Annotated in this window: 12 protein-coding genes and 1 pseudogene; 5 read left to right on the top strand and 8 right to left on the bottom strand. The window is 71.9% G+C overall.

Translation table 11 applies throughout. The features are described 5' to 3' along the window. Positions 1–17 precede the first annotated feature (17 nt). A complete protein-coding gene (locus KDL01_RS00920) occupies positions 18–920 on the bottom strand; it encodes a LysR family transcriptional regulator (protein WP_212526328.1) in 903 nt (300 codons plus the stop codon). Between the two features lie 218 nt (positions 921–1,138). Between KDL01_RS00920 and KDL01_RS00915 the strand changes: the two genes are divergently transcribed. From KDL01_RS00915 to KDL01_RS00895, 4 genes and pseudogenes are all read left to right on the top strand, one after another. Further along, positions 1,139–2,044, top strand: a complete 906-nt coding sequence (locus KDL01_RS00915; RefSeq protein ID WP_368861489.1) for a family 2A encapsulin nanocompartment shell protein — start codon at positions 1,139–1,141, stop codon at positions 2,042–2,044. Further along, positions 2,019–3,689: a family 2A encapsulin nanocompartment cargo protein cysteine desulfurase gene (locus KDL01_RS00910; protein WP_246575741.1), complete on the top strand. Its 1,671-nt coding sequence runs from the start codon at positions 2,019–2,021 to the stop codon at positions 3,687–3,689. The genes KDL01_RS00915 and KDL01_RS00910 overlap by 26 nt, the downstream gene beginning before the upstream one ends. 58 nt (positions 3,690–3,747) lie before the next feature. Beyond that, positions 3,748–4,890 (top strand): annotated as a pseudogene (locus tag KDL01_RS00900) (flavin-containing monooxygenase). Between the two features lie 48 nt (positions 4,891–4,938). Next, positions 4,939–5,739 carry an NRDE family protein gene (locus tag KDL01_RS00895; protein WP_246575739.1) on the top strand — a complete coding sequence of 267 codons (801 nt, stop codon included), beginning with the start codon at positions 4,939–4,941 and terminating at the stop codon, positions 5,737–5,739. A gap of 71 nt (positions 5,740–5,810) precedes the next feature. Here the strand turns inward: KDL01_RS00895 and KDL01_RS00890 are convergent, their stop codons facing one another. The 6 genes from KDL01_RS00890 to KDL01_RS00865 all read right to left on the bottom strand — a co-directional run bounded on the left by KDL01_RS00890 (position 5,811) and on the right by KDL01_RS00865 (position 13,442). Further along, a complete protein-coding gene (locus KDL01_RS00890; protein WP_212526324.1) occupies positions 5,811–6,452 on the bottom strand; it encodes a hypothetical protein in 642 nt (213 codons plus the stop codon). A gap of 166 nt (positions 6,453–6,618) precedes the next feature. Next, positions 6,619–7,104, bottom strand: a complete 486-nt coding sequence (locus KDL01_RS00885; protein WP_212526323.1) for a L,D-transpeptidase — start codon at positions 7,102–7,104, stop codon at positions 6,619–6,621. Positions 7,105–7,227: 123 nt separating this feature from the next. Further along, entirely contained in the window at positions 7,228–8,229 is a 1,002-nt protein-coding gene (locus KDL01_RS00880) for a glycoside hydrolase family 11 protein (protein WP_246575738.1), read from the bottom strand. A 281-nt stretch (positions 8,230–8,510) separates the two neighbouring features. Continuing rightward, positions 8,511–10,367 carry an ABC transporter ATP-binding protein gene (locus tag KDL01_RS44355; protein WP_212526322.1) on the bottom strand — a complete coding sequence of 619 codons (1,857 nt, stop codon included), beginning with the start codon at positions 10,365–10,367 and terminating at the stop codon, positions 8,511–8,513. Beyond that, on the bottom strand, positions 10,364–12,223 hold the full coding sequence (locus KDL01_RS00870; protein WP_212526321.1) for an ABC transporter ATP-binding protein: 1,860 nt from the start codon (positions 12,221–12,223) through the stop codon (positions 10,364–10,366). Before KDL01_RS00870 ends, KDL01_RS44355 begins: the two co-directional genes overlap by 4 nt. A gap of 49 nt (positions 12,224–12,272) precedes the next feature. Beyond that, on the bottom strand, positions 12,273–13,442 hold the full coding sequence (locus KDL01_RS00865; protein ID WP_212526320.1) for an NAD(P)-dependent malic enzyme: 1,170 nt from the start codon (positions 13,440–13,442) through the stop codon (positions 12,273–12,275). Between the two features lie 440 nt (positions 13,443–13,882). Between KDL01_RS00865 and KDL01_RS45025 the strand changes: the two genes are divergently transcribed. Continuing rightward, positions 13,883–14,809 (top strand): transglutaminase-like domain-containing protein, encoded by a 927-nt coding sequence (locus KDL01_RS45025; protein WP_212526319.1) that lies wholly within the window; start codon positions 13,883–13,885, stop codon positions 14,807–14,809. Here KDL01_RS45025 and KDL01_RS00855 read toward each other — a convergent pair. Next, on the bottom strand, positions 14,769–16,046 hold the full coding sequence (locus tag KDL01_RS00855; RefSeq protein WP_212526318.1) for an acyl-CoA reductase: 1,278 nt from the start codon (positions 16,044–16,046) through the stop codon (positions 14,769–14,771). The two genes, KDL01_RS45025 and KDL01_RS00855, sit on opposite strands and share 41 nt — an antisense overlap.

Genomic DNA, 16,046 nt, shown 5'->3' with positions numbered 1-16,046 from the left:
CGAGCTACTGGCATCGATCAGTAGGGCCACTCCGGCTCCACCACCGTGGCCCGGAGCGCGTCGAGGAGCATCTGAGCGGGCTGAGACGCCGGTGGGCGGCCGTAGACGGCGGCCACCACCTGGCGGCGCAGCCCGGCGATCCGGTCCAGCCGCACGCCCGGGTTCCGGCTCGCCACGAGCGTGAGCCCGGGCAGCAGGCTGACTCCGAGGCCGGCCGCGACCAGTGCCTGCACCGCGACGTAGTCGTCGGTCTCGAACTCGATGTGCGGCGCGAAGCCGGCCTGGTCGCAGGCGGCGACCAGGTGCTCCCGGCAGCGCTGGCAGCCGGCGATCCAGCGCGCCCCGGCGTAGGTGGACAGCTGCGAGGCGGGATCGTCCCAGGAGCCGTCGGGCGGGGTGACCATGTAGAGCGGCTCATCCAGCAGCGGGGTCATCGTGGTGTCGCGCCGGTCGGCTTGCGGCGGTTCTCCGTGCTCGAACACGAGGGCGACGTCGACCTCGTTGTTGCGCAGGGCGCTGAGCGCCTCCGGGGGCTCGGCCTCGATCAGCGCGAGCTCGACGGCGGGATGCCGGGCGGCGACGTGCGCGGCCACCCGCGGTACGAGCGTGGCCAGCGCCGAGGGGAACGCGGCCAGCCGGGCCCGGCCGGTCCGCAGCCCGGCCAGCTCCTCCATCTCCGCGTGCACGGACTCGACCTGGGCCAGGATCGCCTCGGCCCGCTGCACGAGCAGCCGTCCGGCGTCGGTGAGCCGGATGCCGCGGCCCATCCGCTGCAGCAGCGGAACGCCGACCTCTGCTTCGAGCTTGGCCAACTGGTGGCTGATCGAGGGCTGGGCATAGTGCAGGGCCTCCGCGGCGGCGGTGATCGAACCCTCGCGGGAGACCGCGACCAGGACCCGCAGGCGGCTCAGATCGAGCATGCCCGAATCATAGTCCGCATCGATGACGGCCTCGAAATCGTGCATTAGACCCCTGCGACGTCGGCTGACAGTCTGGGAAACGGCACCCGGCCCGGCCGTACGGCGTGAATGATCTCTGATACTCACCGCCGAATGATCATGCGACGATCCGGTCGAGCCCCCCTACGGACATGGAGGTATGTCACGTGGCCACGGCTGCGCATCAGTCCTCACACTCGATGTCGGTCAGCGACGACGCGGCACGGACGCTGGCGACCGTCACCAAGAGCGTCCCGCAGATGGACACGCTCACCCCGCGCTGGCTGGTACACCTGCTGGCCTGGGTGCCGGTGGAGGCCGGTATCTATCGGGTGAACCAGGTCGTGCACCCGGAGTCGGTGCAGATCAAGTGCGACAACTACGACGAGTCCCCGCTGGCCGACACGTTCATCGACTACGAGCGCGACCCGCGCGAGTACCGGCTCAAGGCGGTCCAGACCGTCCTGGACGTGCACACCCGCGTCTCCGACCTCTACTCCAGCCCGCACGACCAGGTCGCCCAGCAGTTGCGGCTGACCATCGAGGCGGTCAAGGAGCACCAGGAGGGCGAGCTGATCAACAGCCCGGAGTACGGGCTGCTCGCCAGCGCGGCGCCGCGCCAGCGGATCGCCACCATGACCGGGCCGCCCACCCCGGACGATCTCGACGCGCTGATCGCCAAGGTGTGGAAGCAGCCCGCGTTCTTCCTGACCCACCCCGAGGCCATCGCCGCGTTCGGCCGCGAATGTACCCGGCGCGGCGTGCCGCCGGCGACGGTCAGCCTGTTCGGCTCGCAGTTCCTGACCTGGCGCGGCCTGCCGATCATCCCCTCGGACAAGGTGCCGCTGGAGCACGGCAAGACCAAGATCCTGCTGATGCGCACCGGCGAGTCGCGCCAGGGCGTGATCGGCCTGTTCCAGCCGGCGCTGGAAGGCGAGCAGGGCCTCGGCCTCTCGGTGCGGTTCATGCAGATCGACCGCAGCGCCATCGCCTCGTACCTGGTCTCGCTCTACTGCTCGCTCGCGGTGCTCACGCCGGACGCGCTCGCCGTACTCGACGACGTCGAAGTGGACAAGTTCCATGACTACTCCCCCACCTACCGCTGACCGCGCGGCCCCGTCCTGGCTCCCGGACGAGGCCACGCTCAGCCGCCTGGCCGGAGAGTTCTTCCGCGCCGTCCCGGGACAGCCGATGACGCCGCCGGTGGCCGCGGCTCCGGTCGCGCCGCCGGTCGCGCCCCCGGCCGCCGCTCCGGTCGCAGCCCCCTTCCTACCTCCGGCCACGCCTCCGTCGCCGCCGCGGACCACGCTTCCGTTCGCGCCGGTCCGCCCCACCGCGGCCCGGCTTCCGCTCGCGCCGATCCCGGCGGCCGCGCCCCCCGCGGCCCCCGGCACCGGTACCTACTACTTCCTCACCGAGTCCGGCCCGCCCGCCGGATCTCCGGTTCCGCCCGCGGCGCCGAGCAGCCCGTACTACTTCGTGCACGAGCCGCCGCGACAGCAGTCCGTCGCACCCGACCCGCATCCGCCGTTCGACGTGCTCGCGGTCCGGCGGGACTTCCCGATCCTGACCGAGCGGGTCAACGGCAGACCCCTGATCTGGCTCGACAACGCCGCCACCACGCAGAAGCCGCACGCGGTGATCGACCGGCTGGTGGAGTTCTACTCGCACGAGAACTCCAACATCCACCGCGCCGCGCACGAACTGGCGGCGCGGGCCACCGACGCCTACGAGCACGCGCGGCGCACGGTCGCCCGGTTCCTCGGAGCCGGCGGCGCCGAGGAGATCGTGTTCGTGCGCGGCACCACCGAGGCGATCAACCTGGTGGCCAACGCCTGGGGCAACGGGCACGTCCGGGCCGGCGACGAGATCGTCATCTCCCACCTCGAACACCACGCCAACATCGTGCCCTGGCAGCTGCTGGCCGAGCGGACCGGCGCCGTGATCAAGGTGATCCCGGTGGACGAGAGCGGCCAGATCCTGCTCGAGGAGTACGCCGCGCTGCTCTCCGAGCGCACCAGGCTGGTCTCCGTCACGCAGGTGTCCAACGCCCTCGGCACCGTGGTGCCGGTCAAGCAGGTGATCGAGCTCGGACACCGGGCCGGTGCCAGGGTCCTGATCGACGCGGCCCAGTCGGCGCCGCACATGCCCACGAACGTGACGGCGCTGGACGCGGACTTCCTGGCGTTCTCCGGCCACAAGCTGTTCGGGCCGACCGGCATCGGGGTGCTCTACGGCAAGCGGGAGGCGCTCGAGGAGATGGCTCCGTGGGAGGGCGGCGGCAACATGATCGTCGACGTCACCCTGGAGCGTTCCGTCTTCCAGCCGCCGCCCGGGCGGTTCGAGGCGGGCACCGGGAACATCGCCGACGCGGTGGGCCTGGCCGCGGCCATCGAGTACGTCGAGCGGATCGGCCTGCCGGGCATCGCAGCCTACGAGCACACGCTGGTCGAGCACGCGACCGAGGGGCTGCGCCGCATCCCGGGCCTGCGGCTGATCGGCACGGCGCCGGAGAAGGCGGGCATCGTCTCCTTCGTCCTCGACGGCCACCAGCCCGCGGAGGTCGGCACCGAGCTCAACCGGCACGGGATCGCGGTGCGGGCGGGCCATCACTGCGCGCAGCCGATCCTGCGCCGCTTCGGCCTCGAGGCCACGGTCAGGCCGTCGTTCGCCTTCTACAACACGCACGACGAGGTGGACGCCCTGATCGCCGCCGTCCGACAGCTCTCGGCCGGCGGACGCAGGTCCTGACCTGCCCGGCGGGAAGCAGCAGGGGCGCCCGGTTGTTCCACCCGGAGTGAACGCACAGATGAGGGCGACCGACGTCGTAGTGATCGGCGCCGGTCAGGCCGGGCTCTCGAGTGCCTACTTCCTGCGGCGCGCCGGCTTCGAGCCCGAGGACGGCTACGTGGTCCTCGACGGCGACCGGGCGCCCGGCGGCGCGTAGCAGCACCGCTGGCCGACGCTGCGCATGGACACCGTGAACGGCATCTTCGACCTGCCCGGAATGGCCTTCGACCCGCCGTCCGGGCAGGAGCGGGCCGCGGTCGCGATCCCGCGCTACTTCGCCCGGTTCGAGCGGGAGTTCCAGCTCGCGGTGCACCGGCCGGTCGCGGTGCGGGCGGTGCGCCCCGGGCCGGCGGACCAGCTGCTGGTCGAGAGCGACGCGGGGACCTGGGCCGCACGCGCCGTGATCAACGCCACCGGCGCCTGGACGCGGCCCTTCTGGCCGTACTACCCCGGCCGCGAGCTCTTCCGCGGACACCAGCTGCACGCCGTGGACTATCCCGGCCCGCAGCCGTTCGTGGGAAAGCGCGTGGTCGTGGTCGGCGGCGGCATCACCGCGCTCCAACTGCTCACCGAACTCGCCAAGGCCGGCGCCGCGACGACCTGGGTGACGCGCAGGCCGCCGGCGTTCCGCGAGGAGCCGTTCACCCGTGAGTACGGACGCGAGGTGGTCGCGATGGTCGAGCGCCGAGTGCGCGCGGGGCTCACGCCGCAGAGCGTCGTGAGCGTCACCGGCCTGCCTGTCACCGACGCCGTGCGCGAAGCCCGGCGGGACGGGGTACTCGACCGGCTCCCGATGTTCGACCGGATCACCCCGGACGGCGTGGCCTGGGACGACGCCGGCGCACACAAGGGATCGCAGTCGTCCACGCCCCGCTTCGTCAAGGCGGACGTGATCCTCTGGTGCACCGGCTGGCGCGCCGCCCTGGACCACCTCGCCCCGCTCCACCTGCGCGCCCCCGGCGGCGGCATCGCCGTGGACGGCACCCGCGCCGTGCTCGAACCGCGCCTGCACCTGGTCGGCTACGGCCCCTCGGCCAGCACCGTCGGCGCCAACCGCGCCGGTCGCGAGGCCGTCCGCGAGATCCGCGAGCTGCTCTCGGCCCCGGCCGCGACGCGTACCGCGACGACCACTCCGACGATCGTCGCCCCGCTCGCCGCGTGACGGCCCACGGCGCCAGCACCGCAGCGCGGACCGTGCTGAAATGGCTGCATGTGCACGGTCGTCCTGAGCCTCGATCCGAACTCGCCGGTGCCCGTCCTGCTGATCGGAGTGCGGGACGAGTTTCTCGACCGGGCCTGGCTCGGCCCCCGGCGGCACTGGCCGCAGTGGCCCGACCTGGTCGGCGGCCGGGATCTGCTGGCCGGAGGCACCTGGCTCGCGGTGGACTCCGCCGCGCCCCGCGCCGCGTGCGTCCTCAACGGCCACGGCAAGCCGGCAGCCGCTGAGACCAGGCTGTCCCGCGGCGAGCTGCCCCTGACCCTCGCCGCCCGCGGCGCCGAGCCGGATCTCGACCTGGACCGCGTCGTGGACGTGGAGCGCCACGATCCGTTCCACCTCGTATACGCGACGTCTGATTCGGCCCGCCTGTGGAGCTGGGACGGCGTCGAACTCGTGGACCGCGCCCTCGACCCGGGGCTGCACCTCGTGGTGAACAGCGGCCTCGAAGGCGCGGACGACGGCCTCGAGGGACCGGGCGTGCAGCGGATGCGCGCACGGATCGACCACTTCCGCCCGCTGCTGGCCGCGGCCGACCGCCCGCGGCCGCGGTCCGGCCCGGCTCCGGCCGCCTGGGCCGGATGGCTGCCCCTCGCCGACGGCGACGGCCTCGACCCCGACGACTCCCGCGCCCTGCTGGTGCGCGCCGACTTCGAGGGCCGCGCCTGGGGCAGCTCGTCGATCAGCCTCGTCGCGCTGAGCCGCGGTCACGTCCGCTACGACTTCCGCGCCGTCCAGGGCGACGCCGGCGAATGGACCACCGTGCTGGACTCGACACCGTCGGCCGGCCGCTAGGAGCACGGCCGGCCGACGTCATTCATACCTGCGATCTGGACGCGTATGCAGACCACGTGGCAGACCGCGTATCAGTGAGCTGCGCAGACCGCGTAGATCCTGATGTGGTGCTCGCCGTTGTCGCCACCCCACTGACCGCCACCGGCGGTCTCGGTGCCCGACTGGTTCATACCGGCGGTCTCGGTGTTCGACTGGTTCATACCGGCGGTGTCGCTGCCCCACTCGTGGCCACCGGAGTTGTCGTCGCCGTGCTCCTGGTGCGCACTGACCACCCAGCCGGTGTGGCCGTCGGGCCGGGACTCGGTGACGTGGTCATCGTCCGACCCCTTCAGCAGTTCGTACCCGCCGCCGGTCAGCTCCCACCGGGTGGGGCAGTCCACCGTGTGGGTGCTGTCGTGGTCGCGGTCGATCACGAAGTCCTTGGAGAAGGATTCCGTCCGGGCGAAGCCGGCGGGACCCTGGGGTCCCTGGGGACCGCGCGGGCCCTCGGGTCCCCGCGGGCCCCGGGGACCGCGCGGGCCCCGGGGTCCGGGAGGCCCGGGCGGACCGGGGCGGCCCTGGCACACCACGATGGTGTGGCCGTGGCGGTAGTAGTGCATGCAATCGCCTCCACCGCCTCCACCGCCGGCGAACGCCAGCGGGATCCCCAGCACCAGCGGCGCCGGGATCGTGATGGCGACGATCGCGGCGCGCTTGAGCGCTCGAACCGACACTCTGTTCCTCGCTTCCCTTGGGTCGACGCACGGGACCCGCCCCGTGCATTGATCCATCATTCGCGCCGATGGGAAGCATAGTTAAGATAAACACGCTGACGAGACACTGATATCACCGGTTCGGCCTATCAGAACATCGTCTATCAGAGCATCGTCGAGGGCGGTGTCAGGTGCCGTGCCGGCGACCCGAGACGTACACCGGGTCGCCGACGCGCAGCAGACCCCAGAGCCGCCGGGCGTCGTCGAACGGGACGTTCACGCAGCCGTAGGAGCCCGACCCCTCGTGCACGTCGTCGTAGACCCCGTGGATCGCGTCGCCGCCGTAGAAGAACTGGCTGAACGGCATCGGCGAGTCGTACGAGGCCGACCAGTGGGCGTAGTCGCGCCACTGGATCGAGAACCAACCGTCCGGCGTGGCGTGGCCCGCGCGCCCGCTGCGGATCGGTACCGGCCCGAAGATCGTCCTGCCGTCCTGCCGCACCCACAGCCGCTGGTGCGAGAGGTCGACACAGACCTCCCGCGCCCTGCTCTCCGGGCAACGCGCGCGGGCGGAAGCGGCATGCGCCACGGCGGCCTGCGCCGGGACCGCGCCGATTCCACAGGTCGTCACCACCGACGCCACGAGCAGACTCACCCAGCTCTTCGTTCTCATGGACCGTGGTTACCCGCGACGAGTTCGGCGATCACGGGATTTCGACCCATGACACCCGTTTGTCCCGCCGAAACGCGACTGCCCGGCCGAGCGGGCTCGGCCGGGCAGTGGGGCTGGTGCGGGTCAGCTGCTACTGCAGGTGGCGGTCGGCCAGGTCCATGTGCCGTTCGCCGTGATGGTGACGGTGAAGTTGTTGCCCGAGCCGTTCGGTGTGGCCGTCATGACGTATTGACTGGGCCAGGTCGCGTTGACGTTCGTGGTGGACGCGACGACCGCGGGGGCCACCATGTTCATCGTGACGGTCCAGGTGCTCGAACCGGTGACCGCGACGTTGAGGGTGTAGGTGGTGCTCGTCTGCGACCCCGCGGACAACGTCGCGGTGCAGCTCCCGCTGCTGCCGCCGCCGCTGCTACCACCCGACGAGCTGCCGACGGTGATGTTGGAGTTGCCGCTGCCGCCGTTGAACGCCTCGGTGGCGAGGATCTGGTAGTTGAACGTGCCGAGCGGCATGCCGTCGTTGGCCCACGCGTTGAAGATGTTGCTGGTGGTGATGGTGCCGCCGACGCGCCCCGAGGTCCGGACCGCCCAGTACTGGTTGAAGGTCGCGGTGCCCTGGATCGAGGGCTCGTTGGTGCGCTGGTCCTCGTAGATGTCGTAGGTGCCGCCGTCGCTGTTCACGGTGCCCTTGTACGTCGCCCCGGACGAGGGGTTGTACCCGCTCCAGTCGTCGGTGATGTAGTACTCGACGAGCGGGCTGGTGGTCCACCCGTAGAGCGAGAGGTACGCGTCACCGGACGGGTTGAAGCTGCCGGAGTAGGTGACCGTGCGGGCGGCTCCGGTGCTCCAGCCCTCGCCGGCCACGAAGTCCCCGACGCCGCTCCAGGACGTGCTGTAGTTGGCGCCGGATCCCAGGGTCATGCAGGAGGATCCGGTGCCCGAGGTGTAGAACGAGTAGAAGTTGCCGTTGCTGGTGCCGGTCTGGTTCGAGCAGACCGAGGTGGCCGCCTCGGCGCTCGTCGGCATGATGGCCGAGACCGCGGCCAGCGCGACGGCGCAGACGATGCCCATCAGCCGCTTGATGGAGCGGCCGCGCCGCGTACGCGGTGGTGTGGGGGCAGGGTGCATGGTGGTGGTCCTCTTCGTTGAGGTGATCTGCACATGCGGGCAGCACGACAGGACGCGACGAAGCCGTGGGGCGAGGCCTGAGCGCCGGTGCCGGGCAGCCTGGCGAAACTTTCCGTACGTCAGCGAACTGACGGACGAATACCCAGGTCGCAGTGGGTGCGCTGGGTGGTCAGCGGTGATCTGACGTTGGTGTAAGTATTCTTGGAGCAACTCTGGAGTGTCAAGAGTTTCGAAGTCATTTCGAAAGCTGCCCGGCCCTCGGCGCCCGGGAGAGCACCACATCAGCGCCGCGCGGAAGGCGCCGCGGGGGCCGCACCTGGAAAACCGTCGTCCGAAAGTTTCGACGGCTCGTCATCCAGGCGGTACGCCTGCTCCTGCATCCGGTACAGGCGGGCGTAGCGGCCGTCCGACTCCATCAGCGCACTGTGGTCGCCCTGCTCGACGATGCGTCCGTCCTCCATCACGAGGATCAGGTCGGCCATCCGGACCGTGGAGAAGCGGTGCGAGACGACGATCGTGACGGTGCCGTGGGCCGCGCCGAGTTCGCGGGCGAGGGCGGCGTGGCGTTGGAAGACGGCGTGTTCGCTGGGCGGGTCGAGCGAGGCGGTCGGCTCGTCGAGCACCACGAGCAGCGGGTCGGTGCGCATGCAGGCGCGGGCGAGCGCCACCTTCTGCCATTGGCCCTCGGACAGTTCGCGTCCGGCCTCGAAGAGCGTGCCCAGCTGGGTGTCGAGCCCGTTCGACAGCATCCGGTAGACGCCCGTGCCGTCGGCCTGCTCGATCGCCGTGAGCAGCCGGGCGTCGTCGTCGCAGGCCTCGAGGTCGCCGAAGCCCACGGCGTGGCGCAGCGTGACCTGGTAGCGGTGGAAGTCCTGGAACGCGGCGGTGCTGCGCGCGTGCCAGGCCCGCAGGTCCAGGTCCCGCAGCGGCACGCCGTCGACCCGGATCTCCCCGGCGCTCGGCGGATAGAACCCGTGCAGGAGCTTGACCAGCGTCGTCTTGCCGCAGCCGTGCGTGCCGACGAGGGCGACCATGGCGCCGGCCGGCAACTCGACGCTGATCGGGCCGAGCACCCCGGCCCCGGAGCCGTATCCGAACTCGACGTCGGTCAGGGTGAGGCCGTGCACGAGGCGCTCGGGCAGCTGTGCGGCGGCGGCCGTGCGCGTCTGGCCGGCGCAGTATTCCCGCAGCCAGGCCAGCGGCTCGGCCAGGGCCAGACCGGCCTGCGTCTGCCGGTAGTCCCGGCCCGACTGCGCGATGCTGGCCTGGAGCTGCCCGGCCAGCGAGGCGACCAGGACGAAGTCGGCGACGGTGCGCCGACCGGTGGCCACCAGATGCGCGGTGAACACGAGGGCGGCGCCGAAGCCGACCAGGAAGACCAGGGATCCGGGGGCCGAGCGGACGGCCGCGGCCCAGCGGGCGCGCAACTGCACGGCGGTGGCGCGCTGCCACGCGCTGTCCGCCTTCGCCAGCAGGGACTCCTGCGCGCCGGTCACGCGTATCTCGCGGCCGCTGGAGGCGCGGGTGGTCACCGCGTGCAGGTGGCGCTCGAGGCGGTTGTCGCCGGCGGCGGCCATGGCCGCCCCGCTGATCCGGCCGGGGCTTCCGCGCCGCACGGCGGGCAGCGCGAACAGTCCCAGGAGCAGCAGCCACGGGCTGACCAGGGCGAGCAGGACGAGCGAGAGCACGGCCTGGCCCGTGATCGCGACGGTGGAGTTCACGCCCCAACAGGCGTCGGCCAGGACCTGCCCCTTGCCCACCACGAGGCTCAGCCGGTCGAGGTACTCCGGCCGTTCCAGGTGCTCGACGCCGCCCAGGCCGGCCGCGGCGGACTGGATCTCCGGGTCGAACTGCTGGTAGCCGATCCGGTCGGCCAGATCGCCGCGCAGCATCACCGTGGCGTACATGCCGATCCAGCGCATGGCCACGGCCGCGGCCACCACCGCGACCGATACCAGCAGCATGGTGCGCGAGTGCTCCACGACGCTCGAGATCACCTGGCGCAGCGCGAGGCTGATGGCCGCGGCCGCGATCATCTGGCCGAGCACGAGCAGCGCGACGCCCACCGTCATCCGGCGGTCCACCTGCCACGAACGGATCATCACCTCGCGCCACAGCGCGCGTGCCACACTCGTCACCGTCGTGCTCCCGCCTCGTCGAACACGTCTTCTCCCCTGTTCCCGGCCTCACCGGCGGTGTCCTCGAACTGCTCGGCCTGCAGCCGGAAAAGGCGCGCGTACTCGCCGTCGGCCGCGATCAGCTCCTGGTGCGAGCCGGCCTCGAGGACCTTGCCGCCCTCGATCAACACGATGCGGTCGGCCTCGCGCACGGTGGAGAGCCGATGCGAGATCAGCACCACCGACACCCCGCGCGCCGCCTCGATCAGCTGATGGAAGACCTCGAACTCGGTGTGCACGTCCAGGTGCGCGGTGGGCTCGTCCAGCACCAGCACCCGGGCGCCGGTGCGCACCGCGAGCAGCGCCCGGGCCAGGGCGATGCGCTGCCACTGCCCGCCGGACAGATCCACCCCGTCGCGCACTCCCGCCGACAGGGGCGTCTCCCAGCCGGCCGGCAGCGCCTTGATCAGCTCGTGCACGCCGGCCTGCTGCGCCGCGAGCGCCACGTCCTGCGGGCTCGCGTGCCGCGCGTTCCCGGCGGCGATGTTGTCGTGCGCGGAGAGCTCGTAGCGGATGAAGTCCTGGAACACCACGGACAGCTGCGCGCGCCAGCCGTCCACGCCGAGCTCGTACAGGTCCGTGCCGTCGATGGTGACCCGGCCCCCGTCCGGCGGGTACATGGCCGAGAGGACCTTGATCAACGTGCTCTTACCCGCGCCGTTGAGCCCGACCACGGCCAGCACCTCACCGGGCCTGATCTCCAGGTCGATCCCGTCGAGGACCTGCCGGGTGCTGCCCGGATAGGCGAAGGACACGCCTTCGAACCGCACCACCGGCGGTGCCGCGCGGACGAGGCCGGGCCCGGCCGCTCCCCACGGCTTCGCGCTCGCGGGGACGGCGCGGCGCAGCCGGTCCAGTGCCAGCAGCCGGGGCAGGCCGCCCTCCACCGCGACCATCATGTCGCTGACCGCGAAGAGCGGGAAGAGCAGCACGACGGCGGTCAGATCGGCGCTGAGCCGGCCGATCGGCATCCGGCCGTCCAGCGCGCGCAGGCCGACCGCGTAGCCGACGGCCGTCAGGACGGCGGTGCCGATCGCCCACCAGATCACCTGGCGGCGCATGTCGGCCATCTTCGCGCGGCGGGACGGGCCCAGATGCGCCTCGGCCTCCTCGGCGTGCCGCTCACCCACCCAGCCGCCCAGCCCGAAGATCCGGACCTCCTTGGCCGGCTGAGGCGTCGTCAGCAGGGAGGTCCAGTAATCCGCGCGCCGCCGGTGCACCATCTGCGCCGCCCAGACGCGCAGGACGCCCAGGAAGCCGCCGCGCTGGCCCTTGCGGAAGACCAGCAGCCCGGCCAGCAGCAGCACGCACACCAGCGGATCGTCCCGCCCGATCACCGCGAGGCCGGAGAGCCCGCCGACCCACCGGGTCAGCAGGACCGACTGGGCCCACGTCGCCTGGCCCACCGTGCCCTCGGTCCAGTTGTCCGGATCGGAGGCCGCCAGCAGCAGATCGTCCTGGCGCGCCGCGTCCTCCAGGTGCGCCACGCCGTCCGGCGCCCCGGCCCAGCGCGAGACCGCGCGGCGGTGGGCCCCGTCGACCGCGCGCACCACCAGATACCGCAGCGGCTCGTCGGCCAGGTTCAGCACCTGACCGAGCACCAGCACCGTCACATACACGGTCACCGCCCCGGTCACGTCGGCCGGCCGTTTCATCGCCGCCTGCACGACCTGGCCCACCAGGGCTCCGGTGACCAGTGCCGTGCCCGCGGTCATCGCGCTGCGCAGGACGAGCATCGCGGCGCACACCCACCGCGCCCACACCGGCACCGCCTGCCAACGCGAGGCCAGCAGCGCCTGCTCCCGCCATTTCGCCATGAAGCATCTCCGAACTCTCACGAACCCCGGGTGGGGAGGTCTCGGCCGGTCACCGCTCGGTCCGGGCCGCGGCCGCGACGGCGCCGCTGACCCTGCCGAACGCCTCCGGGTCGGCGAAATGCGGGACCAGCCGGTCCGGCCGCGCCGGAGCCGAGGCCCGGACGAGGGCGTCGACGGCGGCGAGCAGCATGGCCTGGGTGATGCGGCTCGCCCGAGCCTGCAGCGCTCCGTGGAAGATCCCGGGGACGGCGAGGAGGTTGCTGACGCAGTTGGGCGCGGTGGCGAGCCCCGAGCCGTAGAGCGCGCCGAGTGAGCGCGCCGCCTCGGAGTCGACCTCGGGCACGGGGTTGGCGAGCGCGAGGATGATCGGGTGGCGGCGCATCCGGGCGAGCGCGGCCGGCTCGATCGTGCCCGCGGACAGGCCCACCAGCGCGTCCGCGCCGTCCAACGCTTCCGGCAGGCCTCCGACGAGGCCGCACGGGTTGGTCGAGGTACTGATCGCGCGCTTGGCGTCGTTCAGGTCCGCGCGTTCCGCCGACAGGATGCCGCCCCGGTCGACCAGGACGAGCTCGCGCACGCCGCACGCGAGGAGCAGTCGCGCGGTGGCGATCCCCGCGGCGCCCGCTCCCACGACGGCGATGCGCATCTCGGCGAAGTGTCGGCCGGTCAGGGCCGCCGCGTTGCGCAGCGCCGCCGCCACGGCGACCGCCGTGCCGTGCTGGTCGTTGTGCATCACCGGACAGTCGAGGGATTCGGCAAGGCGGCGTTCGAGCTCGAAGCATCCGGGAGCCGCGACGTCCTCCAGGCTCACGGCGGCGAAGGACGGGGCCAGGCTGGAGAGGGTCTGGACGACGGTCTCCACGCCGCGGTCCGCGAGGACCAGCGGAATCGCGTCGAGGCCTGATATGCGACGGATGAAGGCGCACTTGGTCTCGAGCACGGGCAGTACGGCGCGCGGCCCGAGATCGCCGAGTCCGAGCACGGCGGAGCCGTCGCTCACGACGGCCACCAGCCGGCCCGTCCAGGTGTAGCGCGCGGCCAGGCCCGGATCCGCCGCGATGGCCCGGCTCACCATGGCGGTCGCGGTCGTCGAGGTCAGGCTCGGGGCGTCGTCTCCGAACACGTCCTTGGCCGTGGTGCCGAGCAGGCCCCGCCGATACATGTCGAACACCCGCTGTTCCAGCGACCGCGGGAGTGACGGGTTCACCTGAGTGCGCACAAGATGCCTCTCGTGTCTCGCCGCTGGAACGGATCACCGCCGGTCGGCGCGCTCGCGGGTCGGCGGTGCCGGCTGTCGTCGAGGGCGACGATGCGTCGCGGGCGGGCCGCTTCGGACGGATCCGCCGCAGGGGGGGGTGAGGGCGCGCCGAGGGGATGTCCACCTCGAAGATGCCCTGGGGCACGCACGCGACAGGTGCGGCCGATCGAGGGCAGAGCTCTGCCGTCTGATTAGTGTGACACGGATGATCCACACCGCGCAAGGAGCCGGCGCCGACGGCGCCACCGTGCCCTGATTTCGTCCGGGCGGCGATCTGCCGCGAGTCCATCCCCGACCTTGCCCGGGATTACACTCCCTGCTTTACTCTAGCGAAAGAACGAGACACGACGCGGAGGAATCCTGTGTTCGAACCCATATTCACATCGGAGACGGCCGGACCCGTGGACGTCGCTGACGGCGTGCCTCCGCTCGTGGCGCACGCGGTGGAGAAAACACTCAGGATTCCGGATTCCCACCGCGATTTCACCGTACCGGCGGCCGACGCCGCCCGGGTGCACCGCTTCGACTCAGGGCTCATGGAGCAGTTGCTCGATCTGGGCCTGGCGCATCGCGGCAGCGGCGCCGAGCGCCGGTTCGACCAGCTCGACCTGGAGAACATCGGGATCGACCTGCGGCTTCCCTGTCCGCGTTGGACGGCGATGCGGTGGTGGTCCAACGCCCTGCCGTCCCGGGTGGAGCCGAGCGCGATGGACTGGACCCTCACCCTCAAGGTGGCCTGCCCCACGCGGGAGTCCGCGCACGAATGCGATCTGCGCTACCATCCGGCCGCGGTTTCGGCCGGAGAACCGGAATTCGCCCTGCCCGACTCGGCAGGCGAATTCCGGATTGAATTGACGACACGGTGGACCGACCACCGATTCGGTGAAGCGTTCACAGGGCTCTTCGCATCGATTCTGCCGTTCGAATTCCATCTGATGCCGCAAGTCCTCGGCCACGACGCGCGCTTCGCCGCGGACACCGGCCTGGCGGACTGCCGTCAGGCCTCGATCCTGCTCGCCGAGACCGCGTCGCGGACGGGCATCACGGCACGCCGCGTTTCCGGGCTCTTCCTCGCCCGGCCCTTCGCGATCTGGCACTACTGGATCGAGGTCCTGGACGGCGGACGCTGGATCGCCGCGGACCCCTTCCTGCTCAACGCCTTCATCCGCTGGGACGTGGTGGACGCGGGCGCGTGGCCGGTGGACCGCTCGCCCTCCGGGGTGCTCTGGCGCCTCCCGGAGCCCCGGGGTCCCTTCGCCACCCACGGCGGCGCCGCGCTCAAGGCCGTCAGGGCCCTGTCGGCCCCGCGACCGCGGCCGGGCGCCTGAGCGGCGGCGTGGTCGGCAGCCGCACGGTGACCGCCTTGCTGCACTCGTACAGCAGGTCGTAGCCGTCCCAGACCCGTTCGAAGGCCAGCGCCTCGCCCACCGGGACCAGCCGGTCCACGCCCCGGCCGGCCAGCCGCCGGGCGAAGGCGAGCAGCGTGTCCCGCTCGAATCCGAAATGGCCGATCGTCTGGTGTCTGCGGGTGATCAGGGGTGCCAGCGCGTCCAGGTCGGGGAAGCAGGCCAGCCCGAAGGTGCCGGTGCCGCACCAGCTCTCCAGCAGCCGGCCGGGGCTGAGCGAGACGACGGCGAGCGCGTTCCCGCGGAAGCCGACGGACCTGGCGCTCGCCGTCACGGCCAGCCCGTACGTCGCCACCCGCTTCTCCACCGCCATCTCGACGTCGATCTGCGGGCGCCGCTGCGCGACGAGCGCCTCGAGCCGGTCGACGAAGTCGGCGCCGGCCCGCGCGGCCTGCCCGTCCGGGCCGATCCAGCAGATTGTCAGCGGCGAGGCGCAGGCGGCCTGCCCGTACCAGTACGCGTCGTTGTAGAAGCCCTCGACGACGGCCGTGCGACCGGCTTCATCCGTGCCCTGCCACGTCGCGGCCGAGACCACGCACAGCGAGCTGCGTTCCGGCATGGGCAGGTCGCGGGCGCCGGGCGCGAGCGCGAAGCGGCGCAATCGGTCGATGGTCTGATCGCCGCCCCACATCAGGCGCAGGTGGCAGGCGGCGCTGAGAGCCGCCGTCACCTCGTCGTCATGGCCGTAGGAGACGACGAGCTGCGACGCGCGGACGGCGGGATCGGCCTGCCGCACCGTCTCCCGCAGCACGCCGAGCAGCTCGTCCGTGGCGGCCGAGCCACGCGTGGACAACCTGATCACGTTGGCGTTGCCGGCCAGCATCGACAACGCCCACGGATACGCCAGCAGGGTGGAGACGTTCGCCGGCGGAATGTGGAACACGATGCCGCGCGGCACGCGCAGGTCCGCGGCCCCGTCCGTCGCCCGGGTCCACTGCGCCAGTCGCGAGCGCCGCAGGAAGAAGCCGAGCGGCGCCAGCTCGGGATGCCGGCGGACGAGCCGGGGGCGCAGGAGTTCGTGCGAGAGGGCGTCGAGGAAATCCAGCACGCGCTCGTCGCCGTAGCCGAGGCGGTCCGGCGCCCGGTCCGCCGCGCGCAGGCCGGCCAGCACCTGCTCGAGCGGGAGTTCGCGCTCTTCCGGGAAGTGTTGCAGGAGCAT

It is taken from the genome of Actinospica durhamensis, from assembly GCF_018139695.1.
GTDB lineage: Bacteria > Actinomycetota > Actinomycetes > Streptomycetales > Catenulisporaceae > Actinospica > Actinospica durhamensis.
This window is presented reverse-complemented; position numbering and strand designations above follow the sequence as displayed.

What these genes read in the sequence shown, in the direction of transcription:
- KDL01_RS00920 (WP_212526328.1), bottom strand. Translation starts at nt 920, where the DNA reads ATGCTCGATCTGAGCCGCCTGCGGGTCCTGGTCGCGGTCTCCCGCGAG.
- KDL01_RS00915 (WP_368861489.1), top strand. Translation starts at nt 1,139, where the DNA reads ATGTCGGTCAGCGACGACGCGGCACGGACGCTGGCGACCGTCACCAAG.
- KDL01_RS00910 (WP_246575741.1), top strand. Translation starts at nt 2,019, where the DNA reads ATGACTACTCCCCCACCTACCGCTGACCGCGCGGCCCCGTCCTGGCTC.
- KDL01_RS00895 (WP_246575739.1), top strand. Translation starts at nt 4,939, where the DNA reads ATGTGCACGGTCGTCCTGAGCCTCGATCCGAACTCGCCGGTGCCCGTC.
- KDL01_RS00885 (WP_212526323.1), bottom strand. Translation starts at nt 7,104, where the DNA reads ATGAGAACGAAGAGCTGGGTGAGTCTGCTCGTGGCGTCGGTGGTGACG.
- KDL01_RS00880 (WP_246575738.1), bottom strand. Translation starts at nt 8,229, where the DNA reads ATGCACCCTGCCCCCACACCACCGCGTACGCGGCGCGGCCGCTCCATC.
- KDL01_RS00870 (WP_212526321.1), bottom strand. Translation starts at nt 12,223, where the DNA reads ATGGCGAAATGGCGGGAGCAGGCGCTGCTGGCCTCGCGTTGGCAGGCG.
- KDL01_RS00855 (WP_212526318.1), bottom strand. Translation starts at nt 16,046, where the DNA reads ATGCTCCTGCAACACTTCCCGGAAGAGCGCGAACTCCCGCTCGAGCAG.